At 68.2% G+C, this 26,363-nt stretch carries 23 protein-coding genes; 13 read left to right on the top strand and 10 right to left on the bottom strand.

All coding sequences use genetic code 11. The features are described from left to right. Positions 1–51: 51 nt before the first annotated feature. Positions 52–1,377 (top strand): MFS transporter, encoded by a 1,326-nt coding sequence (locus tag E0H75_RS37545; RefSeq protein ID WP_131518469.1) that lies wholly within the window; start codon positions 52–54, stop codon positions 1,375–1,377. Here E0H75_RS37545 and E0H75_RS37540 read toward each other — a convergent pair whose 3' ends face one another. Continuing rightward, positions 1,378–1,971, bottom strand: coding sequence for a TetR/AcrR family transcriptional regulator (locus tag E0H75_RS37540; RefSeq protein WP_131518468.1), 594 nt, complete (start codon positions 1,969–1,971; stop codon positions 1,378–1,380). A 97-nt stretch (positions 1,972–2,068) separates the two neighbouring features. Here E0H75_RS37540 and E0H75_RS37535 point away from each other — a divergent pair, with 97 nt between their 5' ends. From E0H75_RS37535 to E0H75_RS37525, 4 genes are all read left to right on the top strand, one after another. Continuing rightward, on the top strand, positions 2,069–2,704 hold the full coding sequence (locus E0H75_RS37535) for a VC0807 family protein (RefSeq protein ID WP_131518467.1): 636 nt from the start codon (positions 2,069–2,071) through the stop codon (positions 2,702–2,704). Continuing rightward, positions 2,694–3,695: a hypothetical protein gene (locus tag E0H75_RS37530; RefSeq protein WP_131518466.1), complete on the top strand. Its 1,002-nt coding sequence runs from the start codon at positions 2,694–2,696 to the stop codon at positions 3,693–3,695. The genes E0H75_RS37535 and E0H75_RS37530 overlap by 11 nt, the downstream gene beginning before the upstream one ends. Continuing rightward, on the top strand, positions 3,692–3,847 hold the full coding sequence (locus E0H75_RS43360; protein ID WP_165554323.1) for a hypothetical protein: 156 nt from the start codon (positions 3,692–3,694) through the stop codon (positions 3,845–3,847). The genes E0H75_RS37530 and E0H75_RS43360 overlap by 4 nt, the downstream gene beginning before the upstream one ends. A 250-nt stretch (positions 3,848–4,097) precedes the next feature. Further along, positions 4,098–5,282 carry a winged helix-turn-helix domain-containing protein gene (locus tag E0H75_RS37525; RefSeq protein WP_238163510.1) on the top strand — a complete coding sequence of 395 codons (1,185 nt, stop codon included), beginning with the start codon at positions 4,098–4,100 and terminating at the stop codon, positions 5,280–5,282. A 72-nt stretch (positions 5,283–5,354) separates the two neighbouring features. On the opposite strand, the gene E0H75_RS37520 is transcribed toward E0H75_RS37525, so the two are convergent. From E0H75_RS37520 to E0H75_RS37505, 4 genes are read right to left on the bottom strand one after another with little or no spacing between them, the layout of a single operon-like run. Further along, positions 5,355–6,599 (bottom strand): MFS transporter, encoded by a 1,245-nt coding sequence (locus E0H75_RS37520; RefSeq protein WP_131518464.1) that lies wholly within the window; start codon positions 6,597–6,599, stop codon positions 5,355–5,357. Continuing rightward, positions 6,596–7,954, bottom strand: a complete 1,359-nt coding sequence (locus tag E0H75_RS37515; RefSeq protein WP_238163509.1) for a GH1 family beta-glucosidase — start codon at positions 7,952–7,954, stop codon at positions 6,596–6,598. Before E0H75_RS37515 ends, E0H75_RS37520 begins: the two co-directional genes overlap by 4 nt. Beyond that, entirely contained in the window at positions 7,944–8,537 is a 594-nt protein-coding gene (locus tag E0H75_RS37510; protein WP_131518463.1) for a YbjQ family protein, read from the bottom strand. The genes E0H75_RS37515 and E0H75_RS37510 overlap by 11 nt, the downstream gene beginning before the upstream one ends. Positions 8,538–8,564: 27 nt before the next feature. Then, complete coding sequence (locus tag E0H75_RS37505) at positions 8,565–11,717, bottom strand: penicillin acylase family protein (protein ID WP_131518462.1); 3,153 nt, start codon at positions 11,715–11,717, stop codon at positions 8,565–8,567. A gap of 116 nt (positions 11,718–11,833) precedes the next feature. Between E0H75_RS37505 and E0H75_RS37500 the strand changes: the two genes are divergently transcribed. Continuing rightward, positions 11,834–12,922, top strand: coding sequence for an aminotransferase class V-fold PLP-dependent enzyme (locus tag E0H75_RS37500; protein ID WP_131518461.1), 1,089 nt, complete (start codon positions 11,834–11,836; stop codon positions 12,920–12,922). 49 nt (positions 12,923–12,971) lie between these two features. On the opposite strand, the gene E0H75_RS37495 is transcribed toward E0H75_RS37500, so the two are convergent. Beyond that, positions 12,972–14,915, bottom strand: coding sequence for a DEAD/DEAH box helicase (locus E0H75_RS37495; RefSeq protein WP_131518460.1), 1,944 nt, complete (start codon positions 14,913–14,915; stop codon positions 12,972–12,974). 328 nt (positions 14,916–15,243) lie between these two features. Here E0H75_RS37495 and soxR point away from each other — a divergent pair, with 328 nt between their 5' ends. Together soxR and snpA are read left to right on the top strand one after the other, a co-directional pair. After that, positions 15,244–15,717, top strand: a complete 474-nt coding sequence (gene soxR / locus E0H75_RS37490; protein ID WP_131518459.1) for a redox-sensitive transcriptional activator SoxR — start codon at positions 15,244–15,246, stop codon at positions 15,715–15,717. 303 nt (positions 15,718–16,020) lie between these two features. Beyond that, on the top strand, positions 16,021–16,689 hold the full coding sequence (gene snpA, locus E0H75_RS37485; RefSeq protein ID WP_238163508.1) for a snapalysin: 669 nt from the start codon (positions 16,021–16,023) through the stop codon (positions 16,687–16,689). A gap of 116 nt (positions 16,690–16,805) precedes the next feature. On the opposite strand, the gene E0H75_RS37480 is transcribed toward snpA, so the two are convergent. Beyond that, entirely contained in the window at positions 16,806–17,825 is a 1,020-nt protein-coding gene (locus E0H75_RS37480) for a LacI family DNA-binding transcriptional regulator (protein ID WP_131518531.1), read from the bottom strand. Between the two features lie 231 nt (positions 17,826–18,056). On the opposite strand from E0H75_RS37480, the gene E0H75_RS37475 reads away from it, so the two are divergent. Beyond that, entirely contained in the window at positions 18,057–19,136 is a 1,080-nt protein-coding gene (locus tag E0H75_RS37475) for an ABC transporter ATP-binding protein (RefSeq protein WP_131353352.1), read from the top strand. 9 nt (positions 19,137–19,145) lie between these two features. On the opposite strand, the gene E0H75_RS37470 is transcribed toward E0H75_RS37475, so the two are convergent. Then, positions 19,146–20,144, bottom strand: coding sequence for a glycosyltransferase family 2 protein (locus E0H75_RS37470; protein WP_238163507.1), 999 nt, complete (start codon positions 20,142–20,144; stop codon positions 19,146–19,148). Between the two features lie 93 nt (positions 20,145–20,237). Here E0H75_RS37470 and E0H75_RS37465 point away from each other — a divergent pair, with 93 nt between their 5' ends. Next, a complete protein-coding gene (locus E0H75_RS37465; protein WP_165554321.1) occupies positions 20,238–22,727 on the top strand; it encodes a YfhO family protein in 2,490 nt (829 codons plus the stop codon). On the opposite strand, the gene E0H75_RS37460 is transcribed toward E0H75_RS37465, so the two are convergent. Together E0H75_RS37460 and E0H75_RS37455 are read right to left on the bottom strand one after the other, a co-directional pair. Then, positions 22,717–23,709 (bottom strand): ABC transporter permease subunit, encoded by a 993-nt coding sequence (locus E0H75_RS37460; RefSeq protein WP_131518455.1) that lies wholly within the window; start codon positions 23,707–23,709, stop codon positions 22,717–22,719. The genes E0H75_RS37465 and E0H75_RS37460 overlap by 11 nt on opposite strands. Beyond that, positions 23,709–24,632, bottom strand: a complete 924-nt coding sequence (locus tag E0H75_RS37455; protein WP_238163506.1) for an ABC transporter ATP-binding protein — start codon at positions 24,630–24,632, stop codon at positions 23,709–23,711. The genes E0H75_RS37460 and E0H75_RS37455 overlap by 1 nt, the downstream gene beginning before the upstream one ends. A 174-nt stretch (positions 24,633–24,806) precedes the next feature. On the opposite strand from E0H75_RS37455, the gene E0H75_RS37450 reads away from it, so the two are divergent. From E0H75_RS37450 to E0H75_RS37440, 3 genes are read left to right on the top strand one after another with little or no spacing between them, the layout of a single operon-like run. Further along, on the top strand, positions 24,807–25,112 hold the full coding sequence (locus E0H75_RS37450) for a metal-sensitive transcriptional regulator (protein WP_131518454.1): 306 nt from the start codon (positions 24,807–24,809) through the stop codon (positions 25,110–25,112). Positions 25,113–25,146: 34 nt separating this feature from the next. Continuing rightward, positions 25,147–25,365, top strand: a complete 219-nt coding sequence (locus E0H75_RS37445; RefSeq protein WP_131518453.1) for a heavy-metal-associated domain-containing protein — start codon at positions 25,147–25,149, stop codon at positions 25,363–25,365. Beyond that, a complete protein-coding gene (locus tag E0H75_RS37440; protein ID WP_131518452.1) occupies positions 25,362–26,360 on the top strand; it encodes a hypothetical protein in 999 nt (332 codons plus the stop codon). The genes E0H75_RS37445 and E0H75_RS37440 overlap by 4 nt, the downstream gene beginning before the upstream one ends. Positions 26,361–26,363 lie beyond the last annotated feature (3 nt).

The following is a 26,363-nucleotide window of genomic DNA, read 5'->3' as shown; positions in this document are numbered from 1 at the left end:
ACTTCGACGTACAGGTGAGAGCACGAACTCACCGAGGCGAAGGGCGATCCGATGAGCGCGACGGGGACTGCGGCGAAGTCCAGGACATTCCGGCGGTTGCTGGCGAACACGCTGGTGGCGAACGTGACGACCAGCTTCCTGTCGTTCGCGCTGGCGTTCTGGGTCTACCTGGAGACCAAGTCGGTGCTGGCCGCGTCCATCGTCTCCGGCGTCTCCATGCTGATCGGCGCCATCTCCGGCACGATCGTCGGCGCAGTCGTCGACACCCACCGCAAGAAGACCGCGATGGCGCTGTCGAGTGCCATCACCGGAGTCGCGTTCGCAATCGCCGGCGCCGTGTACGTCGTCGCCGGCGAGCGGACCAGCAACTGGCACGGACCGTGGTTCTGGGCGTTCACCGGACTGATTCTCGTCGGAAGTATCGCCGGCCAACTCCGTAGCATCGCCCTCTCGACGACTGTCACGCTCCTGGTCCCCGCGGATCGCCGGGACAAGGCGAACGGCCTGGTCGGCACAGTCAACGGGGTAGCTCACCTGGTGACCAGCATCCTCAGCGGACTCTCGGTCGGCCTGCTCGGCATGGGAGGAACGGTCGCCATCGCCGTCGTCTTCACCGCCGTCGTTCTGGTCGACCTGCTGGCCTCGATCCACATCGACGAGCCGCGGCCCGAGGGACACCACCAAGCGGGGTTCGATCTCCGCGCCACCTGGCAGACCCTGCGCGGCGTACCGGGCCTGCTCCCGCTGGTGCTGTTCAGCAGCTTCAACAACCTCGTCATGGGAGTGTTCATGGCGCTGATGGACCCGTACGGCCTGAACCTGTTCTCGGTGGAGTCCTGGGGCGTCGTACTCGGCATCACCAGCATCGGCTTCATCGCCGGTGGTGCGCTGGTCGCCCGCTTCGGCCTGGGCCGCCAACCGCTGCGGGTCCTGCTGGTGGCGAACGTCGCGATCGCGATCATCGGCATGGGTACGGCGGTCCGCGAATGGCAGTCGCTACTGGTCCTGGGGATGTTCGGGTTCATGCTCGTCATCCCGATCGCTGAGGCGGCCGAGCAGACGATCCTCCAGCGGCTGGTCCCGTTCCAGCAGCAGGGCCGGGTGTTCGGCGTCGCGCAGAGCATCGAGACCGCGTCCACCCCGATCGCGGCCTTCATCATCGGCCCGGCTGCGCAGTTCCTGCTGATCCCCTACATGGAGTCGGCCCCGGGCCGTTCCTCCTTCGGCTGGCTGCTCGGCGACGGTCAGGCCCGCGGGATGGCCTTGGCCTTCGTGGTCGCGAGCCTGCTGATGCTGATCGTCGTACTGCTGGCCTTCCTCAGCACCGCCTACCAGCGCCTCAACCTCCGGTACGCCGCCGAGCCCGTGCCGGCGTAGTCAGCCGTGGGAGCGCATGAGGGGCAGGTACACCTGGTCGACGATCTCGACCAGGACCGCGTCGGGAACCGATCGCGCGCCGTTCAGCGAGTACTCGTTCCGCAGCAGGTCGACCGCGACGGTGGCGACTCTGGGGGTGAGCGCGGAGGGGTCGACCTCGCCGCGGCTCACCGCCCGGGTCAGGACCTTCAGCCAGACGGCGACGCCCGCGCGCGAGGCCTGCTCGCGGAGGTCGCGAAGCGGCTCGGGCTCGGCCTGGATGCCCGCGATCAACTCCCGCAGCATCTGCCCCACCGGCGTTGACATCCGCTCGTTCGCCCGCTGGAGGAGCGCCAACGCGTCCGAGCGGACCGAGCCGGTGTCCGGCGTGTCCTCGGCGTCGGTCGGCAACATCCGCAGATAGGCGGCGACGCAGAGCGCGCCACGGCTCGGCCAACGCCGGTAGATGACGTTCTTCGACGTCCCGGCGCGAGCGGCGACCGCGTCCATGGTCAGGCTGCGGAACCCAACCGCGTGCAGCTCCTCGATCGTCGCCTGCAGGATCGCCTCGTCCAGCGCCGCGCCCCGGCGGCGGGTCGGTCTTGCGCTTGTCACCCAACCTCCCCTGAGAGATACCCAGAGTATCCCATGACATTCGGCACCTCTCCGCTCACATTCACCAGCTTAAGCTACTGGCAGTATCTTATTTGAGATGGAGATGACGATGCAGAAGAAGGCAGTCCTGATCGGGTTGCTGTGGGACCTCGGCCTGCCGGCCGCGGTGTTCTACGGAGCCCGCGCGCTGGGGTACGACGTACTCCCGGCGCTGGTGGCCGGTGGCGTGGCGGCGGTGATCCGCGTCGGGTTCGTGGCCGTCGTACGGCGCCGCCTCGACGGGGTCGCGGCGCTGGTGGGTGGCACGTTCGCGGTGCTGGTAGTCGTGTCGTTGCTGACCGGGGATCCCCGGATCCTGCTGGCGAAGGAGTCGGTGCTGTCCGGTGGGGCCGGCCTGCTCCTGGTCGGTTCGTGCCTGCTCGGCAAGCCGTTGGTCTACACGCTGGGGCGGAAGCTCAACACCGGCAAGGCGGAAGTGCTGGCGCAGTGGGACGAGCGGTGGCGTACCGAACCGGCGTTCCGCGGGCATTTCATGAAGCTGACCGCGGTGTTCGGCGGTGTGCTGCTGGCCGACGCGATCGTCCGGGTGGTGCTCATCTACTCGCTGCCGGTCGACCTGATGGCGAACCTGTCGCCGGTGCTGCACGTCGCGGCTCTGGCAGTGCTGGTCGGCCTGGCGCTGTGGTATCGGAGCCGTCGGCAACGAGCGATGGAGCAGGCGAATGCGCGGTAAGGGAATCAACTACGACACCGGCGCTCAGTTGACCGGTGGGTGCACGAGGCGGTCGTTCGACTCGGCGACGGTACGGCGCGAGCTGGAGGTCATCGCGGACGAGTTGCACTGCACCGCCGTCCGGATCTCCGGCAGCGATCCGGATCGGATGGCGATCGCGGGCGAGCATGCGGCCGCGGTTGGGCTCGAGGTGTGGTTGTCGCCGTTCCCTTGCGACCTGACCACAGAGCAGATGCTGCCGTTGTTCGCGGAATGCGCGGAGCGGGCCGAGAAGATTCGCCAGTCCGGGGCGGACGTCGTACTGATCGCCGGTGGCGAGCTGAGCATCTTCTCGCGTGGCTTCCTGCCCGGTGACGATCTCTTCGAGCGCACCGCGAATCTGACCGATGCCGGTCCTGACCTGCCGTGGTTGCTCGGCAGTGTCCCGACGAAGCTGAATCTGTTTCTGGGTGAGGTCATGGAGACGGTACGGCCGATCTTCGGCGGCAAGGTGACGTATGCGTCACTGCCGTACGAGAACGTCGACTGGACGCTCTTCGACTTCGTCGCGGTGGATGCCTATCGCAGCGCGCAGAATGCGGCGACGTTTCGCGAGGAGGTCCGTGGTCTTCAGCAGTACGGTCTGCCGGTCGTCGTGACCGAGTTCGGCTGCAGCACCTACCGCGGCGCCGGGGACCGCGGTGGGCGCGGCTGGATGATCCTCGACCGCGATCAGAATCCGTGGCGCCTGGACGGTGACTACGTCCGCGACGAGGACGAGCAGTCGGCGTACTTCCGCGAACTCGTCACCGTCTTCGACGAGGAGGGTGTCGACACGGCGTTCTGGTTCACGTTCGCCGGTTACAACTTCCCGCACCACCCCGAACCGCGCCGCGACCTGGACATGGCGTCGTACGGCGTCATCCGGCTGAACCCCGACCACACCTGGTCGCGCAAAGCCGTCTTCCACACCCTCAGCACCACCTACTCCACGATGGGAGCCTCCTCATGACCACCCGCCTCGCAATCGTCGGCGCCGCCCTCACCCTCGCCGGCCTCCTCAACCTCGGCGCCCTCGCCAAATACTCCCTCCCCCTAGGCATAGCCGTCCTCGTCCTCACCGCCATCCTCTGGCTCGCAAACCACCAGAAATCCCGCGAGTAGACGACCGACGGGGAGTGCAGCTGGACAGGTAGTGCACCTGTGAGACGCCGTACACACGCCGCAGGCGCCGCTCAGGTGTACTACCAACCGCCCGGTACTTCCTGTTCATCTGCACGCCGCCGGATAGGTTCGGGGTATGGGCGCGCGGGTTGTTGGGGATGCGGTGGGGGTGGGGGCGGCTCGGCGGATTGCGTTGGGGGCTCAGGGGTTTGGGGGGCGGCCGGCGGCCGGGCGGGGGGACGTACGGCGGGTGCGGAAGGCGGTTGGGCGGGCCGGGGTGTTGCAGGTGGACTCGGTGAATGTGTTGTGCCGGTCGCACTATCTGCCGGTGTTCGCGCGCGCTGGGGACTACGCACGGACGACGCTCGATCGGATGAGCTGGGGTGAGCCGCGGGAACTGTTCGAGTACTTCTGGGGACACAAAGCGGCGCTACTCCCGTTGAGCTACTACCCGTTGCTGAAGTATCGGATGCAGGCGGCGGAGCGGCAGGTCTGGGACGCCAAGCTCGATCCGGACGTGACCGCGCCGTGGTCCGTGGTCGTCGGGATGCAGCGGTTGACCGCCGAGCGGCCCGGATTCGTCGACGAAGTACTGGCCCGGGTGACCGAGCAGGGCCCGATCTCCGCCGGCGAGGCGAGTCCGGACGGCGTACGACGGAAGCGGTCCGAGCCGGACCCGGATCCGAGCACCGGCCGGATGTGGAACTGGCAGGACGCGAAGATCGCGATCGAGTACCTGTTCTGCACCGGCCGTGTGACGATCGCGGGACGGCGGAACTTCGAGCGCCTGTACGACCTGACCGAACGCGTCCTGCCCGCCGACGTCCTCGCCCGTCCCGCACTCGACCCCGCCGACGCCCGCCGTGAACTGGTTCGGATCGCCGCCCGCGGGCTAGGCATCGCTACCGCCCGCGACCTTTGCGGCGCCGGCACCGGCCACTACCCGTTGCCCACAGCAACCGCCCGCGAGGTTATCGGCGAACTGGTCGACTCCGCCGAACTGATCCCTGTGCAGGTCGAAGGAATCACCCAACAGAGCTATCGCTGGCACGAGTCCGACGACCGTCCCGTCGACGCCCGCGCCCTCCTCTCCCCCTTCGACCCCCTGATCTGGAACCGAGACCGCACCCACCACCTGTTCGACTTCTTCTACCGCATCAGCATCTACACCCCCGCACCGCAACGCATCCACGGCTACTACGTCCTCCCCTTCCTGCTGGGGGATCGCCTGGTAGCCCGAGTAGACCTCAAATCCGACCGCTCCACCTCCACGCTCCTCGTCCCCAGCCTCACCTCCGAGCCCAACGCCCCCGCCTTCACCCAACCCCTAGCGGATGAGCTCCGGCTCCTGGCCAAGTGGCTCGGCCTCACCCACATCCGCGTGACCGCCACCAGCCCCGCCGCTGTCCCCCTGGCCCAAACCCTCAAGGGTTGAGGGGTCGATGGCGGCTTATGTTGCCGCTGGCGGGGTACTTCGGCGCCAGCGGTCAAACAACCCGCCAGCGAGCTACCTGACCGACCTGACCTTGGTGACCAGTACGCCGGCCAGGACGGTGACGAAGGAGGCCAGGAGGTAGAGGACCGGGTAGCCGCCTAGGTGTCTGACGATCGGGGCGGCTATGGCGGGGGCCAGGACTTGGGGCAGGGAGTTGGCGATGTTGATGACGCCGAGGTCCTTGGCGCGGTCGCGGGCGTTGGGGAGTACTTCGGTGAGGAGCGCGAAGTCGACCGAGAGGTAGACGCCGAAGCCGGCACCCAGGACCACGGCGCCGAGGATCGCGCCGGGCCAGGTCGGCCAGACGGCGAGTACGACGCCTGCCGCCGCCATCACCACGCCGGACCAGGTCACGAAGATCTTCCGACGCGCGGTCCGGTCGGACCAGCGGCCGAAGCTGATCGCGGTGGTGAGGACGCAGACGCTGTAGATCGCGGTCAGGATCAGTACGCCGGTGTCCGCGTCCGAGATCCTCACCTCGTCCTGCAGGTAGTAGAAGAGATACAACGTGCCCAACGCGTTCCCGACGTTGAACAGGAACCGCGTCAACCACGCCCACCCGAAGTCCGGATAGCGGCGAGGGCTGATCCAGAACCCCCGCAGGAACTCCCCCACCACCAACGGCGAACGCTGCAGCAGCCGCACATCGCCACTACGCAACAGATAAGGCACAACCGACAGAAACAGGAAGACAGCACACGCCACATACCCCAACGCGAACCCACCGAACGCGGCCGCCAGCGCAGTACCGACCAGCGCACCCAGCACCTGCGAGATCGCGACCCACCCACCAACGACCCCACGCTGCGCGACCGGGACCCGATCCGGCACCGTCGCGGTGATTGCCGCGAGCAACGCGTTCCCGAACAGCTGCACCAGGCACCACCCGAGCAGCATCAAACCGACCGCTCGCGAGTCCGCCAGGATCATCAACCCCGCAACTCCACCGACAGCCCCGGCCAGCACCCAAGGCACTCGCCGACCGTGTCGCGACATCGTCCGATCCGAGATCGCTCCGAACGCCGGATTGGCCACCACCGACACCGCGGCCCCGAGCCCCGTCACCAACCCGAACACGAACTCCTTGTTGCCCGGAGCAACCGCCTCTGACTGCTGCGCCAGCAGCACCTGGATCGGCCCGAGCCACGCGGCGAACACTCCTACGTTCGCCAGTACGACGGCCGACGTCCACCCGGCCCGGACCCGCACGGTCGGCTCCGCCAGTGCGGCGGGTACGACCCCGGGCTCGGGAATCATCCGCGGCCGATCACGTCACGAAACCAGTGGTACGACGCCTTGGGCGTCCGCACCAGCGTCTCGAAGTCGACGTGCACCAACCCGAACCGCTGCGAGTACCCGGCGGCCCACTCGAAGTTGTCCAGCAGCGACCACTGGAAGTACCCGCGGACGTCGATCCCGTCGTCGATCGCCGCCTTCAACGCCCGCAGGTACCCGTCGAGGTAGTCGATCCGCCGCTGATCCGACACCACCCCGTCGACCGGTTCGTCGTTGATCGCACACCCGTTCTCGGTGATGTAGAGGGGCGGCAGCCGATCGCCGTACCGGTCCTTGAAGGTCCGTAGGAGCTCGCCGAACGCCGCCGGCACCACCGGCCATCCGAAGTCGGTGGTCGGGTACCCGGTCAGCTGTCGCGGCTCGAACGGCAACCCGGGCGGCAGCAGGATCCCGTCGGTCGCCGCCGTGTCCGCCTGTCCCGTCGCCGCCCCGACGCATATCGGCGAATAGTGGTTGATCCCGAACCAATCCAGCGGTGTCGAGATCACCGCCAGGTCATCCGCAACCGGCCCAGGCATCGCCGCCTCGAACCCAGCCGGATAAGAACCAAGCAGGACCGGATCGGCGAACAGCCAGTTGATCAGATTGTCGTAGAGACCGGCCGCCTCCTTGTCCTCGACGCTGTCGCTGGCCGTCCAGGTCGGAGCATGGTTGCCGGCGATCCCGATGTACGACGCGCCGCCCGCCCGCAACGCCTGTACTGCGCGACCATGCGCGAGCAACTGGTGATGCGCGACCGGCAACGCGTCGAACAGCAACTGCTTCCCGGGCGCGTGCGCACCGAGCGAATAGCCCATCAACGTGAGCACCATCGGCTCGTTGATGGTGATCCACATCGGTACCCGATCCGCGAACCGCTCGGCCAGCAGCAACGCGTACTCCGCGAAGCGATCACAGATGTCCCGGGTCAGCCACCCGCCCGCATCCTCGAGTGGCTGCGGCGTGTCCCAGTGGAACAGCGTCGGCGCCGGCTGGATCCCCGCTCCCAGCAGCGTGTCGATCAGCCGGTCGTAGAAGTCCATGCCGGAGGCCACGGCCGGCCCGGTCCCCGATGGCTGGATCCGCGACCAGGAGAACGAGAACCGATACGTGTCCACCCCGAGTTCCCGCATCAGCGCGACGTCCTCGGCGTACCGGTGGTAGTGGTCGCAGGCGACCTCGCCGGTGTCGCCGTTCAGGATCCGGCCCGGCTCCGCGCAGAAGGTGTCCCAGGTGGAGGGGCCGCGGCCGCCCTCGGCCACGGCTCCCTCGATCTGGTACGCCGATGTCGAGACCCCCCAGCGGAAGCCGGGTCCGAAAGACAGATCAGCCGTCACTCGCATCATCCTCATCGGGTGTGGTGTCCTGCGGCCGCGGCGGCTCGTCCTGCCGCACGATGACCGCCGTACCGTAGGCGGCGACCTCGCTCATCGTGTTCGCGATCTCGTTGCAGTCGAACCGCATCGCGAGGATCGCGTTGGCGCCCATCTGCTGGGCCATCTGGCACATCCGCATCACCGCGACGTGCCGCGACTCGGCCAGCATCTGGGTGTACTCCGGCACCTCGCCGCCACCGAGCGACCGGAAGCCGGCCGCGAAGTTCGACCCGAAGTCGCGGCTGCGCACGGTCAGCCCGAAGACCTCGCCGAACACCTTGTCCGCGGTGTACCCGGGCAGGTCGTTCATCGTCGAGACAAGCACCGGGTACGGCGACCCCTGCGGCGCGACGTGCGGCGCGTTCTGCTGCGTCGGCTGGTAGTTGCCAGGAGCCTGTCCGTACCCGGGCTGCTGCCCGTACCCCTGCGGCGGCGGACCCTGCTGATATCCCTGCTGCTGCGGCGGGGCGTAGCCGGGCGGCGGGCCCTGCTGGTAGCCCTGCTGCGGCGGGTATGGCTGGTTCGGAGGAAAGTTCTGGTTCATGCCCTCATCCTGACAGGCGCACGGTCGTCATTGGCGGAAGACTTGGAGCTCGTAGAGCGAGTACCCGTACGACGTCGCCCGCTGCGTCCCGGTCACCCGCACATACCGTGCGGGAACCGCGCCGAACCGGACCACATCCTCCCCGCCGTCACCGGTCGATGTCGCGTACACCTGCTGCCAGGTCGTCCCGTCCCGCGACGCCTCGATCCGGTACGCCTTCCCGTACGCCGTCTCCCACCGCAGCACCACCCGGCCGACCGGCTGCTCGTTGCCGAGGTCAACCTTCAGCCACTGCGGATCGGACCAGTTGCTCGCCCAGCGCGTGGTCAGCTTCCCGTCGACCGCCTGCGCCGGCGGCGAGTTGAACAACCCGGTCTCGTGACTGCTGGCGGTTGCCGTCTTCCCCACAGCCAGGTTGCCGACGTCGTCACCGCGTCGCGCCGGGAACTCGACCACCTGCTGGTACGTCGGCCTGTTCACCCAGGCAATGCGGTCCTGGGTGATGCCGCCCATCGGGTTGTGCGCGATCTGATCGGCACAGAACTGATCTCCCGCCGCACAGTCCGCAGTAGCCGGGTACGTCGTCGCAGCCGGGACCTTCGTTGCTGCCAGCAAAGAGTCAGTCAGCGCCTGCCGACAAGCCGGCAGCGATCCACTGCCGCAGAACGTGACCGGTTGCGGCGCCTGGACGGGATCGCCGAGCACCTTGCGCAGATCGCGCTGCACGAAGCCCCACCATCCGCTCTGGAACGCGGATCCCTGCGCACTCGGACGCTCGTCGATCTTCAGGTTCGCGACCAGAGCGCCGTACAAGTCGGGGCCGAGGTCCTTGAACTCCGCCGGGACCAGCAGTGGCCACCACGCGTCCAGGATCCGGATCGCGTCGGCGTGGTCGTAGGTCTTCGACGAGGCGTTGGGCGTCTTGCGGTGACTGCCGGCCGCCTCCCACGCCGTGAGCTTGGCGACCGCGTCGGCCACCGCCGGATCGGTGATCGGCGCGCTCTTCAGGACCCGGATCAGGTAGGGCAGCACCTGGTCACCACGGAGGTCGACGGTGGCGGCGTCCTCCATCGCCTCGACCAACTTGCCGCGGGTGAACCTCTGCCCGTTGTCGATGACGGCCTTGATCCGGTCGTCGAGCGGCTGGCTCCGGTAGACGGAGTTGTACCCGAACTGCCCATCCGACGCGGAGAACCCGGGTGCCTGCTTGTTGTTCCAGCTGGTCAGGTAGTCCTGGTTGACCACCTGCGGGTGCTGCGTGGCCGGGGTGTAGGTCGCGCGGTTGGTGGCCGGATTCCAGCCCTGCCACTCGTACGAGCTCCAGGTCGGCAGGTTCGGGTCGCCGCCGGCCGCGCGGACCGGGTTGTCACCGGAGTTGAAGTACGCGATCGACGACTTGTCGGTGTAGAACCAGTTGAACGTGTAGCCGATGTTGCTGGCGGCACTCTGGAAGTCGGCCGCCGAATGGATCCGGTCCGGGTCGTTGAGCTGCATGAACCCGAGCGCGGAGCCGGCCTCGTTGCCGTACGTCGACCGGTTCTTGGTGAACACGACCGGCCGTCCGCCGACCGTGCCGCGGTGCGTGACGATGCCGAACTTGGTGCGGAGGGCAACCAGCGTGTACGACCCGGCCGGTTCGGACGAACCGAGGCTGGCGTACCACTCGTTGTGCCGCTCGAGCCGTTCGATCGGTTGGCACTGACCGCGGAACTCGTAGTACTGCGAGTCCTTCGTCGGCGTTCCGCCACCCGGCTCACACAGCGGTACGGCGAACGTGTCGGTGATGTCCTGTCCGGCGGACGTAGCGCTCCACGAGTAGTCCGGTCCGCGGCCGATCAGGGTGTAGAAGTTCAAGCCGGCGAACGCGATGCCGCGTGAGCTGACTCCCGGTCCCTGCAGCTCCTGACGCATGAGCAACTGCGGAGCGAAGTACCCGGTCTGTGGACCGTAGACCGCGACCGGATTGCCGCTCTCGGTGTGCGCGCCGGAGACGAGAAGGGCGTTCGACATCCCCTTCTTGCCAAAGCCTTCTGGGAACAATCCACCGTCGAAGATTCCGCGCAGTGCCTCCGAACCCGCGGGTGCCGGTTTCGCCGCCTTCCCCGAAGCGACGGTCTGATTGATCACCTCGGGCTCGGGGGTGACCGAACCGCGGTCCGGCATGGCACGACCGGCCGGGTTCGGACCTGTCTCGCCGTACGGGAAGGTCGTCCCGTTGTGCACCGTCGTACTGGCCTCCGGGTCGTTCTGCGACCGGAACGACTCCCAGACCTTGGTGCCTTCGGCAACGCCGTACTTCGCCTGGGCCTCGAGCAAAGCCAATGCGGAGTTGACTTCCTGGCCGCCGCCGGTGCCGAAGATGCCCGCCACCACGGCCGCGGTGGCGACCACGTCGGTCACCTTCCACGGCTGGGTCGGCCAATCCAGGCCGAGCGCGACGTACTCACCGGGGTAGGCGATGCCGACGGTGTTGATGTAGTCGTTCACGCCGTCGACCCAGGCCTGGATGTCCTGCTGCATCCTCACGCCGTCTGCGCCGTACAACTCGTCGGCGTCGTCGTACTGCCGTTGCAGATCTGCTTCCGTGTACGGCGCAGTGCGCCAGAACTCCTGCTCGAACGCGCGATTCGCCGCCGCACCACCCGCGAACGGAGTCAGCTGGCCGCGGCCGAGATGCCGGAACACGTCCATCACGAACAGCCGGTCCTGGGCGCCGGCGTACCCGGAGCCGAACATCACGCCCTGGCGGGTGGTCCCGGTGATGTGTGGGATGCCGCGCGACTTGTCCCGCACGATCGTGACATCCGCACGCGGGTGGATCGTGCTCGCCACGTCGATCGGCTGCACACCGAACGAGGCGTCGTCGTAGTACGGCGCAAGGCCGTCGTCGGTGATGCCCTGCGAGTTCCAGACCAGGTCCTGGTACGGCTTCAGCGAATCGCTGAAGTGCGCCGGACGGACGCCCAATCCCTTGAAAAGAAGGAGATCCGTGAAGGTGGCGTTGCCGTTCTGACCGGGTGGAAGGATGTCGCGACATTGCCCGGCGCAATAGTCGGTGGGTGTGGCGGCGGCCGCTTCGGGCCTGGCCTGACTCGGCGACGGTAGGGCAGCCAGCACGGCGGTGACGGCGACTGCGGCGGTGATCGTACGAAGGTGGGTTCGGCGTGCGGGGCGGGGCACAAGAAGCCTCCTCTGCTCAGTGAAACTGAGAATGACTCACTAGTAGGTTTCGGGTCAAGATCTTGCGCTCGGGGTCTCGCCAATTGCTGTGCGTGACCACTAGGCTCAGCGGCACCATGAGCATCCATGAGCGATATCGGTTGAGTGTGGTGATCAACGCCAAGGGGACGTACACCCCGCTCGGGGTGTCGCGCAGTTCCGATGGGGTGGCGGCGGCCGTCGCACAGGCACTTCCTGAATTCTTCGTGATGGACGAGCTCGGCGATCGGGCCAGCGAGGCCATCGCGCAGTTCACCGGTGCGCAGGCCGGTGCCGTCGTGCACTGCACCGCGGCCGGCATCACGCTCTCGGTCGCGGCCACGATGACCGGCGGCGACCCACGCCGGATCGCAGCGTTGCCTGACACAACGGATCTGCACCACCGCGTCGTCCTGCCGGCCTGTCACGTCGTCAACTACGGCCACACCAACCTGCAGGGCATCCGGCTGGCCGGTGCGCAGGTGGACCTCGCAGGAGACGAAACCCGTTGTTCCATTGGGGATCTGGAGGAGGAGCTGGACGGACCGGACGTCGCTTGTCTGTTCCTCGTCTCGTCCCGGCTGACCGCAGGCGAGCCGATCGATCTGATCGCCGCAGTACGTGCTGCGCATCGTCGCGGCGTACCCGCGATCATCGACGGCGCCGCTCAGTTCCCGCGGATCGCGGACCTGCTCTCGACCGGCGCGGACCTGGTCCTGGTGAGCGGGCAGAAGTACCTCGGCTCGCCCACGGCCGGGCTGGTCGCTGGGACCTGGTCGCTGGTCCAGGCCGTCCGCGCCCAGGAGCGAGGCATCGGCCGGGGGATGAAGCCGACCAAGGAGGCCGTCATCGGCGTCCTGGCCGCACTCGAGGAGTGGCAGGCGTTCGACCGGATGAAGTGGGAGGCCGACGAACTGGCGAAGGTGGTCGCGTTCACCGATGCCGCCGGCAAGATTCCCGGTGTCGTGGCCGAGGTCGTGCCGGATCCGACCGGCCTGCAGGTGTCGCGAGCCCTGCTCAGGGTGCCGGACGCCAAACGCGTGGCCACCGAACTCGAGGCCGGGTCACCGTCGATCTACGTGATGACCGATCGCGTCGACACCAATGAGCTGATGTTCGAGCTGGTCCCGCTGGACGACACCGAGATCGCCGCCATCCTGGCCAGGCTCTGGGCGATCCTGACATAGCAAAGGCCCTGATCCCCTTGTATCACAGGGAATCAGGGCCTCGCTTGGATCAGTGCTGGTACGACTTGCCGTCAGTACGACGGGGTCCGTTGCTGCGACGCGGTCCGCTGCCGCCACGGCTGTCGTGGCCACGACCCGGCCGGCTGCTGCCGAACCGCTTGCCACCCTTGCCGCCGCCCTTGCCGAAGCGCTGCGGCTTCGGGGCCGGCAGCTTCACCGGGTACCCGGACGGCTTGTTACCGCCGGTCAGCTCGGTGACCAGCTGGTCGCCCGGACGCGCGCGCACCGGCTCGGCGTCGACGCCGGCCGACTCGGCCAACCGGACCATGCCGCGCCGCTGGTGCGGCAGCACCAGCGTGACGACCGCACCCTTGCCACCGGCGCGTGCCGTCCGGCCGGCCCGGTGCAGGTAGTCCTTGTGGTCCGCCGCCGGATCCGCCTGGACGATCAGGCCGACGTCGTCGACGTGGATACCGCGGGCCGCGACATCGGTTGCCACGAGCACCGGTACCGAACCGTCCTTGAACTGGTCCAGCGTCCGGTTCCGGGCGCCCTGGGTCAGACCGCCGTGCAGCGCCGCGGCCATCACGCCACGGTCACGCAGCTGCGTCGCGACCCGATCGGCACCCAGCTTGGTCCGGACGAACACGATGGTCCGGCCGTCGCGGCTGGCCAGCTCGGCCGTCAGCGACTGCTTGTGCCCCGGCTCGATCACCAGCAGGTGGTGCTCCATCGTGGTGACCGTGGCCTGGCCGGACTCGGTCGAGTGCGTGACCGGATCCTTCAGGTACGTCTTCACGATCGTGTCGACGTCGTTGTCGAGCGTCGCCGAGAACAGCAGCCGCTGGCCGCTGGCCGGGGTCATGTCCAGCAGCGTGGTGACCGCCGGCATGAAGCCCATGTCGCACATGTGGTCGGCCTCGTCGAGTACGGCGATCTCCACCGCACCGAGGTCGGCCGCACCCTGCTCGCACAGGTCGATCAACCGGCCCGGCGTCGCGATCAGCAGGTCGACACCACGGCGTAGCGCGTCGATCTGCTTCGGGTAGGGCAGGCCACCGGCGATCAGCTTCAGCGACACGTTCATCACGTGCGCGAGCGGCTCGAGCGCGTCGTGCACCTGCATCGCGAGCTCACGCGTCGGGACCAGGATCATCCCGCGCGGCCGCCGCGACTCGGTCCGGCCACCGGACAGCCGCATCAGCGTCGGCAGACCGAAGCCGAGAGTCTTGCCGGAACCGGTCTGGCCGCGGCCGAGCACGTCCTTGCCGGCCAGCGCGTCCGGGATGGTCGCGGCCTGGATCGGGAACGGCGTGGTGATGCCGTCCCGCGCCAGCCGCTGGATCAGCCGCGGCGCGAGCCCGAGCTCGGCGAACTGGTTGTCGGGAGCAACGGTCCCGAGGTCCTCCGGAACCTCGTCCCGCTTGCTGTACTGCTTGTCGTCGCGCCGGTACGTCGGCCGCTCACCGCGATCGTTCCGCTCGAAACGCGGACGCTCGTCGCGCTGGTACGACGGACGCTCGTTACGCGGACGCTCGTCGCGCTGGAACGACGGACGCTCGTCGCGCTTGTACGACGGACGCTCGTCCCGCTGGTACGACGGACGGTCGTTCCCCTCGAAGCGAGGACGCTCGTCCCGCTGGTACGAGGGACGCTCATCGCGCTTGTACGTCGGGCGGTCGTCGCGACGGTACTGCGGGCGGTCGTCCTCGCGACGCGGCTGGTTCGCGCGCTCGGCGCGGTAGCCCTTCACCGGGGCGCGGTCGTAGCTGCGCACACCGCGGTCCGAGTACTGGGTGGGTCCGCCCCGGCGCTCACCGCGGGCGGTGTCGTCCCGGACCTCACCGGCCGCCGGGGAAGCGGCCGCGGCGTCGGCCGCCATCCGCTCGCCGTACGACTGGGTCTGGAACTTCTTGTGCCGCGGCTTCTTGATCCGGCCGTCGGCCGTGGTACCGGCGGCAGGCTCGTGCTGGTCCTGGTGGTGCTGGGTCACGCAATCTCTCTCTCAACGTCACGGACGAAACCCGACCGGTACCCGCGCGCAAAGGCCGGCCAGGAGAAACTGGCCGGTCTGGACGAACTGGCAGGAGATAGGCATCGACCTGCGGGTGCTATCGCGTTGCACCCTCGTCGCCGGGAACCTTCAGCGGGATGCTGAAACCGACGGGTCGGAGCGCCTGGGAAATGCTCTGGTGACGCGACGCGCGCACCGACACCACCCAAGTGTACAGGAATCAGGACCGCCCCTTGACCACACCGGTCAACGCCCCGTCCAGTTCAAGTCCACTTGAGTCTTTGGCGCACCGTTCTAGGGTGGCGGTATGGCGCAGGAGAACGTCCCCAGCAAGGAGCACTGGCTCTCCATCGGGGAGATTGCACATCGGTCCGGAGTAGCGGCGTCGGCGTTGCGGTTCTACGAGGACCAGGGCCTGATCACCTCCCGGCGGACGGCCGGCAACCAGCGGCAGTACCAGCGGAACACGTTGCGGCGGATCGCCTTCGTGCAGGCCGCCCAGCGGGTCGGGCTGGCACTGTCCGAGATCAAGGGGGCGCTCGATTCGTTGCCCGAGGACCGGACCCCGACCCGCTCGGACTGGAGCCGGCTGTCCAAGACCTGGCGCGGCCGGCTCGACGAGCGGATCTCCGAGCTCGAGCGGCTGCGCGACGACCTGGACAGCTGCATCGGCTGCGGCTGCCTCAGCCTGCAGCGCTGCAACCTCTACAACAAGGCCGACCGCCTGGCCGAACGCGGCCCCGGCGCCCGCATCCTCAACGTCGGCATCCCCGGCGAGTAACCAGCCGTACCCCGGCCATGAAGCCGGCCGCACTCGGGATGAAGCGATCATCGGAAAACAAAGTGCCGCCAGGAGACGAAAAGTTTCCGATCAGGCACCGGCGCGGCCCGGGGACATAGGTGGGGTGTTATGGGTGACATACGACCGTCGACGTCACTCGCGGGTTAACCCCCGAGTTTGGGGCGATCCGGTGCGGAATTTCCGGAGTCTTGGCAGCATCCGGGGGTAGCGAACAGTAACCCGCTGGTCGCTATCCGCCACAGATATCCGGAGTGAGGCCCTCTCATGTCGCATCGCCGTGTCTTGAGTTCGTTAGCGGGGCTCGCCGCCGCCGCACTCGCCATCCCCGCCTTCGCCGCCGCGTCCCCCACTGCGTCGGCTCCCGCCTCCAACCCGTCCGCCTCCACCGCCGCGACCCGGGCGGCGTACGTCGGTTCGCCGCAGGACGAGGCCGCCACCAAGGCCTTCTACGACGCGGTGATGAAGTCAGCTCGCGCCAAGCTGGCCCAGCAGGCCAAGTCCGGCCGGAAGGTGACCGCGGTCACTGTCACGTACGCCGTCGACGCGCCGACCTTCCAGTCGCAGATCAACTCGAGCACGCAGATCTGGAACTCCTCGGTCAGCAACGTCCAACTGGTCGAGGGCAGCAACTACGACTTCTACTACACCGAGGGCAACGACCCACGCGGCTCGTACGCGTCCACCGACGGGCACGGCAGCGGCTACGTGTTCCTCGACTACGCCCAGGCCCAGGAGTACGACCCGACCCGGATCACCGCCCACGAAACCGGCCACGTGCTCGGCCTGCCGGACCACTACACCGGCCCGTGCTCCGAGCTGATGTCCGGCGGCGGCCCCGGCCCGTCCTGCACCAACCCCTACCCGGACTCGACCGAGCGTTCGCGGGTGAACTCGCTCTGGGCGAACGGCATCACCAGCCTGCCCAACGCGGCATTCCACGTCGCCAAGTGATCAACCTCGACTGATCCGGTTCTCCGGCTCGACCGTCCGGCAGGGGGCGGCCGGGCCGGAGTCATTCCGGTCTGCCCGGGCAGCCCGCCCCGATGCCCGGGCAGGCCGCCTCGCCGTCAGCGGGCGGGACCCGTCGTACCGCGGACCACTAGCTCGGGACGGAACAGGAACTCGGTGTGGGGGGTCGCGTGGCCACGAACTTCTTCCAGCAGAGACTGGACGGCCGCGAGCCCCATCGCCTGGACCGGTTGGCGAATGGTCGTCATCGGAGGATCGGTGAACTCCATCATCGGGGCGTCGTCGTAGCCGACCACCGAGATGTCGCCGGGAACAGAGAGGCCCTGCTGACGGGCAACCCGGATCACGCCGAGCGCCATCATGTCGGAGCCGCAGATGACCGCACTGACGCCGGCGTCCATGAGTTGCTGAGCGGCCGCGGCGCCCCCCTCGACCCCGAACATGCTCAACGCGACCATCGGATCCAGCTCGTCGTCGGACAACCCGAGCTGGGCCTTCATCGCGGTCCGGTAGCCGGCCAGCTTGCGCTGCACCACGATGAACCGCTCCGGCCCGGACGCGAACCCGATCCGACGGTGGCCGAGGGCAACCAAATGGGTGACCGCCAGCTCCATCGCGGCGTACTCGTCGGACGAGACGAACGGCGCCTCCACCCCGGGCAGCCAGCCGTTCATGAACACCACCGGCAGCCGCCGGTCGACCAGCGACTGGTACCGCGCGTGGTCCGCGCCGGTGTCCGCGTGCAGACCGGAGACGAAGATGATCCCGGAGACGCCGCGCTCCAGCAGCATCTCGACGTACTCCTCCTCCGTCGCGCCCGACGGGGACTGCGTGCACAGCACCGGGGTGAAGCCGCGCTGGGACAGCGCCGACTCGATCACCTGGGCGAACGCCGGGAAGATCGGGTTGATCAACTCCGGCATCACCAGCCCGATCAGTCCGGCTGACCGGCGCCGCAACCGGGTCGGCCGTTCGAACCCGAGTACGTCGAGTGCGGTCAGCACCGACTGTTTGGTGTCCTCCGCGACCCCCGGTTTTCCGTTCAGTACCCGCGAGACCGTCGCCTCACTGACCCCCGCCTTGGCCGCGATGTCCGCCAGCCGGGCCCTCCCGTTCACGCTGCTGCTCACGCCCGGAACTGTACCCAGCCCGCCGCTGATCTTGCAGCAAGATCCTGCAAGAACTTGCAGGATGCGCGGAAGTGTCCACAACGTGAACAGTACGGGCACCTCACACGCCGTACACCTTGTCAGGACGAGCGGGGCGGGCGAGGATAAGCGAACCCCCGCCCGGGGGCCTTTACTCGGATCGTCCGGCACGTTCCTGCCGGTGAAGGGATGTAAATCGTCATGGCCACTGTGTCGTTCAAATCGGCAACCCGGGTCTACCCCGGCTCCGACACCCCCGCGGTCGACAAGCTCAACCTCGAGATCGAGGACGGCGAGTTCATGGTGCTCGTCGGCCCGTCGGGTTGCGGCAAGTCCACCTCGCTCCGGATGCTCGCCGGCCTCGAAGAGGTCAACGAGGGCTCCATCTACATCGGCGACCGCGACGTCACGCACCGTCCGCCGAAAGAGCGCGACATCGCGATGGTGTTCCAGAACTACGCGCTCTACCCGCACATGTCCGTCTCGGACAACATGGGCTTCGCGCTGAAGATGCAGGGTGTCTCCAAGGAGGACCGGGCCAAGCGGGTGATGGAAGCCGCGAAGCTGCTCGGCCTGGAGGAGTACCTGGACCGCAAGCCGAAGGCGCTGTCCGGTGGTCAGCGTCAGCGTGTCGCGATGGGCCGCGCGATCGTGCGTAACCCGCAGGTCTTCCTGATGGACGAGCCGCTGTCGAACCTCGACGCCAAGCTGCGGGTCCAGACCCGTACCCAGATCGCCGAGCTGCAGCAGCGCCTCGGTGTCACCACCGTCTACGTCACCCACGACCAGGTCGAGGCCATGACGATGGGCGACCGGGTCGCCGTACTGAAGGACGGCCTGCTCCAGCAGGTCGACACCCCGCTGAACCTGTACGACGCCCCGAAGAACAAGTTCGTGGCCGGCTTCATCGGCTCGCCCGCGATGAACCTGCTCGAGGCGGACATCACCGAGAGCGGCGCGAAGGTCGGGGACTACGTGATCCCGATCGAGCGCAACATCCTGTCGAAGGCCGGCAGCGACAAGACCCTGACCATCGGTGTCCGTCCGGAGGCCTTCAAGGTCGCCGACAACGGCCTGCCGGTCAAGGTCGCCGTGGTCGAGGAGCTCGGCGCCGACGCGTACCTGTACGGCACCGCGGAGCACAACAACGAACACCAGCAGATCGTCGCCCGGATCGACGCCCGGATGCCGGTCGAGAAGGGTTCGACGATCCGCCTCGCGGCGGTGCCGGACAAGCTGCACCTGTTCTCGACCTCGACCGAGGAGCGGCTGACCGCCTGATCCTCGGCTCTACATCACACGCCGGCCCCGGGTGGCTCTGCCACCCGGGGCCGGTGTCTTGTCCAGACGGTCGGCCGGGTCCATGTTGGTCTGCTTGAGCAGGTAGTGCGGGCGCTGCTTGGTCTCGTAGTAGATCCGGCCGATGTACTCGCCGATCACCCCGAGCATCACCATCTGCAGCCCGCCGAGTCCGGTGATGGCCGCGATCAGTGTGACGTACCCCGGCATCTTCACCCCGTTCAGGGCGGCCACCACGATCACCCAGACCGCGTAGGCGGCCGCGATCGCGGTAAGCACTCCACCGACGTAGATCGCCAGTCGCAGCGGCTTGTTGTTGAACGACAGCAGCCCGTCCAGCCCGTACTCGAGCAGCCGCCGGAACGTCCACCGGCTCTTCCGGTCGGTCTGCTTCACGTTCTCGTACTCGAACAGGATCGACTCGAACCCGATCCAGGCGAACAGCCCCTTGGAGAACCGGTTGTACTCGCCCAGCTCCAGCAGCCCGTCCACCGCGCGCCGCGACAGCAGCCGGAAGTCGCCGACCCCGTCCATCAGCTCGACGTCGGCCCAGCGGTTGATCAGCCAGTAGTACGTCCGGGCGAACAGCGTCCGGGTGGCCGGGTCGCCGACCCGGGTCCGCCGCGCGATCACCTGGTCGAAACCGCGCTCGTAGTGCTCCAGCATCCGGCCGACCAGCTCCGGCGGGTGCTGCAGGTCCGCGTCCATGATCACCACGGCGTCGCCGCTGGCGTAGCGCAGGCCGGCCAGCATCGCGGCCTCCTTGCCGAAGTTCCGGCTGAAGGACAGGTAGCGCACCGACTCGTCGGTGGCGGCCAGCTCGACCAGCGCGTCCAGGGTCCCGTCCGCGCTACCGTCGTCGACGTACACGATCTCGTACGGACGGCCGGTGGCGGTCAGTTCCCGGCTCAGGGCCTGGTGGAATTTGGCGATCACCTCGGCCTCGTTGAAGCATGGTACGACCAGACTCAGTCGCATCGTCGTTCTCATCGATCCCACCCGCCCGCGCCGACGCGATTCTTGTCTAGACCTGAACTAGGCGTTAGCTTTGCACGCCGGGGCGAACGAGCAAAGGGGCGGGTAGTGGGATCGGAGCAAGGCGCGGGGGTGCAGGACCGGCCTGCCCAGGCGGGCAGAGCGGCGCTGGTGGCCGGGCTAGTGGTGGCGGCGGTGTTCGCCGCCTCCGGAGTCATCCGCGGTACCTATCCCTTCGGTTCAGTGTCCCGCAGCACCAATGATCTTGGCACGCAGTACATCCCATTCTTCGCCCATCTCTGGGACGTCCTGCACGGCCGCGCACAGGGCGACCTGTTCTTCAACTGGCAGAGCGGCTTCGGCGTCGGCTTCCTCGGCGACTACGGCGTCGTCCTGGGCAGCCCCCTGTCGTTGCTGGTGGGGCTGTTCCCGCGCGACCAGATCGATCTGGCCGTCTACGTCATCACCGTCCTCAAGCTGAGCCTCGCCGCCGCCGCGATGGCGGTGCTACTCATCAAGATGCATCGAGGACCCCGTTGGGTTGCAGCAATTCTCGGAGCTTCGTACGGCGTCTGCGGCTGGGCCATCGACGACGGCGCATACGTGCCGATGTGGTTGGACGGTCTGATCGCCCTGCCGCTGTTCTTCCTGGTCGCCGAGTGGTCACTCCGCCGGACCAACCGCCTGCTCAGCGTGCTGGTGGTCGGGGTCTTCTGGGTTTCCAACTTCTACACCGCCTACATGGCCACCATCGCCGGCGGAATCTATCTCATCGCCCGGGTGCTGACCAGCGACTTGCGCTGGGTGGACCGGCTGCGCGTCGTCGTCCGGCACGGAATCTCGTTCGTTCTCGGGATCGCCCTGTCGGGGCCCATCCTGCTCCCGGTCCTGATGGCCAACGGGGACGCAACGCCGTCGCCGCCCGGGATCTTCACGCCGAACGAATGGAGCGAGTTCCTCTCCCGCCTGCTCCCGCTGTCCGAGGGCGTCGGCCGGACAGCCAGCCTGTACGTCGGAACGGTCGCGCTGCTGCTCGCCTGCACCCTGCCGTTCAACCGGGCGGTGCCGATCCGCACCAAGCTGGTCTGGGTGATCACGACCGTCCTGGTCACCCTGTCGTTCTGGTGGGCGCCGACGCAGGCGATGTGGCACGGCTTCGACACGCCGAACGGCAGCCAGTACCGCGAGGCGTTCGTCCTGTGCGGCCTGATCGTGGTCATGGGCTGGTTGTCGGTGGCGTACCGCCTGCCCGGGCCGATCGCACTGCTCGGCGGCGGCGCCCTGGTCGCCGTGATCGCGGTGCTGTCGGACGGGAGCCCGTACCTGACCGAGCACGCGGTGAGCCTGCTGATCGTCTCCGGCGTCGTCACCGTTGCAGCGCTCACGATCATCTGGGCGGTACGACGCTCACCCTCGCTGAAACGGTCGAAATGGCCGGTCGCCGCGGCCTTCGCGCTCGTGCTGGCCGTCGTCGGGGTGGAGACCACCTGGTCGGCGGTGGTGACGGACGCGCAGCGCAAGGAGATCCTCAGCGCGTCGCTGCGCCCCTGGAACGAGCGGCAGACCCAGCGGCTCGACGCGCTCGAGGCAGCCGGCGACTGGCCGTCGTACCGGACGGATCCGGGGACCACGGTGACCCCGAACGACCCGGTGTTGCTCGGTGGGCAGGGCCCGGGTCTCTACAGCAGCCTGCTGCCGCACTCGCTGAACGAGACGCTGACCGATATCGGCTTCGGCTGGACCGGCTACGGCAGGGCCAACCGCGACCTGGACAACCCGGTGGTCGACGCGATCTTCTCGGTCGGGGCCCGGATGCACCTGAAGGGCGGCGACCCGGAGTTCACCCGTGCCACCGTGCCGCCGCTCGTCACGGTCCGGCGCCGGCTCGGCATGACCCAGGCGCCGAACGTCTTCGTCGCCCAGGACCGGCTGCTCGGGACCCAGGTGTACCAGGTGCCGGCGTACAAGGGCAGCCGGATGCCCGGCGGCGGAAACGTCGTGCTCGTCGGCCAGTGCCTCCCGGGCTCCAAGGTCTTCCTGAATCTGCCGCACACGGTCGGACAGGTGCGGCAGACCGGTGACGACACCTGGACGCCTCTGCTCGCGAGCCGCCGGCCAGGCGTGACCACGAACAGCGGGGTGGTCGGCCTCGGCACCACGCCGGCCTCCGGTGCGGTGTCCGTGGAGGTCAAGTTCCTTGGGAACGCGAAGCGCGGCATCGCGCCCCGGGGTGCGATCGGCTGCCTCGACGAAGCCGCGCTCGCGAAGGCCGTCGAGACGTTGCGCTCCACCGGGGCGACGGACGTCGAGGCGGGCGGTCACTCGATCAGCGCGACCCTCCCGGCGGGCAGCCAGGGGTACGCCGTCGTCGCCGTACCGAAGCTGCCGGGTTGGAGCTGCTCCACCGGGGACGGCGCGGCCAAGACCCCACGGGACTTCGGCGGCCTGATCGCCGTACCACTCGGCGACTCGGCCGACCGGATCGAGTGCAGCTACACGCCTCCCGGTCTGCGGCGCGGTCTGGCACTGGCCGCGGTCGCCGTTGCGATCGCTGTCGGTGTGGCGCTGTTCGGGCGGATGCGGCGGCTCAGGAGTTGATGTCGCGGCGGTGGAAGACCGCAGCGCCGAAGACCACCAGGACGACCGCGAGGATGCCCAGGTACCACGCACCCCGCTCGAACGTCAGCGTCTTCACGACGCTGTTGCACAGGTAGCCGCCGTCGCTCGTCGACGAGCACTGGTTGACGTAGTACGTCGTGTCGTGGCGGATGAACGCTTCGAAGTTCAGCCTCACCAGCCACGGCTGGACCTTGTTCAGCAGGTTGCCGAAGATCGCCTCGACCAGGACCAGGTAGCCCATCGCCAGACCGATCGCGGCCGCGGTGTGCCGCAGCAGCAGGCCGATCACCCCGCCGAGAGCCGCACCCAGAGCGGTCAGTACGACGGCTCGCCCGGCGGTCGCGAGCAGATCACCCCAGACCTTGCCGGTCGTGGTCGCGGTACTGCCGAGCTGGTCGACGATCAGGTAGGTGCCGACCACCAGGACACCGAGGACGACGACCGCCACCGGCACGAGCCCGATCGCGGCCGCCAGCAGCTTGCTGCCGTAGACCCGTAGCCGCCGCGGTTCGAAGGTGAGCCAGTTGCCGATGGCACCAGTACTGAACTCGGCCGCGACGAAGCTCGCGCCCAGCAGGAACGCGGCGAACAGCAACAGGTACGACACGCCGTGCAGCAGGTCGGGCATCAGCTCGGCGAACACCGCCGGCGGCTTGCCGAACTCCTCCGGCCGAGGCTCGGGGTAGCTGCACATGTCCTCGCGCTTGGGCTTCGGATCAGGCTGCTTCTCCCACTGCTCGTTGCACGCGGCCTCGTTCGCCACGTGGCCGTCCACCCACTGCTGATGGGCGATCTCGTACTGCGACTGGGCCGCGCGCTGCTCTACCGCCGACGACGGCCGCGCCTCCAGCCAGGTCGCGAACAACAGCAGCAGGGTGATCAGCAGGAGGCCGACCACTCCGATGACGGTCATCCGCCGGGCGACCAGCCGGTGCAACTCGACGGTGGTGAGACGGACCATCAGATCTTCTCCTCCGCGGTCAGCTCGAGGAAGACGGACTCGAGGTCCGCGCGGACCGGGACGAGTTCGGACACGTACAGCTCCTGATGCGCCAGCCGGCGCGTGATCTCGGCCGGTTGCCCGGCGCCGTCCACCAGCAGATAGTTGCCGTCGGCCCGCACCGCCATCCCTGCCGCGGCGAGGATCCGGGTCGCCGCCTCGTGGTTGTCGACGGCAACCTTGACGGTGGTCGCCGTACCGCCGCCGATCACCTCCGCGACCGTGCCGGAGGACAGCAGCCGGCCGTGGCCGATGATCGACACGGTGTCGGCGACCTGCTCGACCTCGGCGAGGATGTGGCTGCTGACCAGCACCGTCCGGCCCTGGTTGCCGAGTCCGCGCATGGTCTCGCGGATCTCCCGGATGCCGGCCGGATCGAGGCCGTTCGTCGGCTCGTCGAAGATCAGTAGATCGGGTTCCTTGAGCAGCGTGGCCGCGATCGCCAGCCGCTGCTTCATGCCCAGCGAGTACGAGCGGAACCGGTCGTCACCGCGCTCCGCGAGCGACGTCTGCTCGAGCACCTCACCGACCCGCCGGCGGGGTACGCCGATCGCCTCGGCGAGCAGTTGCAGGTTCTTCTCACCAGTGAACGCCGGGAAGAACTTGGGCGACTCGACGATCGCACCGACCCGGCCGACCACCTCCGGCAACTGGGCCGGTACGCGGCGACCGAACACCGTCATCGTCCCCGCGTCAGCGCGGATCAGGCCGAGCAGCATCCGGATCGACGTGGTCTTGCCCGAACCGTTCGGCCCGAGGAAGCCGTGCACTCCCCCGGCCGGCACGTCCAGGTCGAGACCCTGGACAGCGACGACCTTCCGGCCCAGCCGGGTCCGGTAGGTCTTGCGCAGACCGCGCGTACTGATCGCCAGTTCCGGCATCATGCCCCTCTCGTCTGGTGGCAGACGCACAGCGTGACAGATTTGTTGCCGGACTACTCCACGTGATACCCCCCGCCCGTATTCGCTGATGACTTGCATTCGATACCCCAAGGGGGTAACTTCATGCCTGTCGACATACCCCCAAGGGGTAGCCGCGGACCGCTGGAGGAACCTGAGATGACCACCGACGCCGACGCTCCTGTGCACGGATACACCGCCGAGAAGAGCAGCCACCTGAAGCGGCTGCGGCGGATCGAGGGCCAGATCCGCGGCCTGCAGCGGATGGTCGAGGAGGACAAGTACTGCATCGACATCCTCACCCAGGTGTCGGCCGCGACGAAGGCACTGCAGTCCTTCTCACTCGAGCTGCTCGACGAGCACCTGTCGCACTGCGTGGTCGAGGCCGCGCAGAAGGGTGGCGCCGAGGCCGAGGAGAAGGTCCGCGAGGCCTCCGACGCGATCGCCCGCCTGGTCCGCAGCTGACACACCTGAACGCATTCGAGCGAGGAGCACCGCTATGACCACCACGACCTACTCCGTCTCCGGGATGACCTGCGGCCACTGCACCACGGCGGTCACCGAGGAGCTCAGCAAGCTGGCCGGCGTGAAAGAGGTCAGCATCGACCTCGTCGCGGGTGGCACCTCCGCGGTGCACGTGACGAGTGAGTCCGCGCTCGACGACGCCGCCGTGCGCGAGGCCGTCGACGAGGCGGGTTACGAACTGGCGGCGTCGTGAGCCGGGCCGTCGCGCTCCGGCTCGGCGCGTTCGCCGGTGCGCTGGCGCTCGCCTTCGGGGCGGCGTACGCGATCGGCTCCGCGGTCGACCCGATCGCGGCGGCCGACACCCCTGCGGCTCCGGCCCATGGAGAGGAAATGGGCGGCATGGAGCAGACCTCAGGACACGGCGCCGGACACGATGCCTCCGGGCAGCTGCCCGGGCTGGCGGTGTCCGACGCCGGTTACACGTTCGCGCCGGCGACGACGTTCTACCAGTCCGGCGCGAAGACCCAACTGCGCTTCACGATCCAGGGCCCGGACGGCAAGCCGGTCACGCAGTACACGAAGACCCACGAGAAGGACCTGCACCTGATCGTGGTCCGGCGTGACCTGTCGGGCTTCCACCACGTACACCCGACCAGGGACGCGAGCGGGACGTGGAGCGTGCCGTTCACCTTCACCGCCGGCGGTACTTGGCGGCTGTACGCCGACTTCCAGCCCGCCGGACTGGACCGCGGCCTGACGCTCGGCACCGACGTCAACGTCTCCGGTCTCTACATCCCAGTCCCGCTGAGCGAGCCGGCGAGCATCTACAGCTTCCACGGGTACGACGTGACGCTGTCAGGCACTCCGGTCGCGGGGAAGGAATCCGAGCTGACGTTCCGGGTCAGCCGGGGCGGCAAGCCGGTCACGGACCTGCAGCCGTACCTGGGCGCCTTCGGGCACCTGGTCTCACTGCGCAGCGGCGACCTCGCCTACCTGCACAACCACCCGGCACAGCACGCCGAGCCGGGGATGAAGGGCGGACCGGAGATCACCTTCGGCACCACCTTCCCGACCGCCGCGACGTACAGCCTGTTCCTGGACTTCCAGCACGCGGGCGCCGTACACACCGCCGAGTTCACCGTGACGGTCGGCCCGGACGGGACCAGGATCGTGCCGCCGACGCCGGTGCCGACCCCCACGACCACCACGACCACCCCGGGGCACGAAGAGACCCCGCACGGCCACTGAGGA

This window comes from Kribbella capetownensis (genome assembly GCF_004331485.1).
Classification (GTDB): domain Bacteria; phylum Actinomycetota; class Actinomycetes; order Propionibacteriales; family Kribbellaceae; genus Kribbella; species Kribbella capetownensis.
The sequence above is the reverse complement of the archived record's forward strand: the minus strand, read 5'-3'. Positions and strand labels throughout refer to the sequence as shown.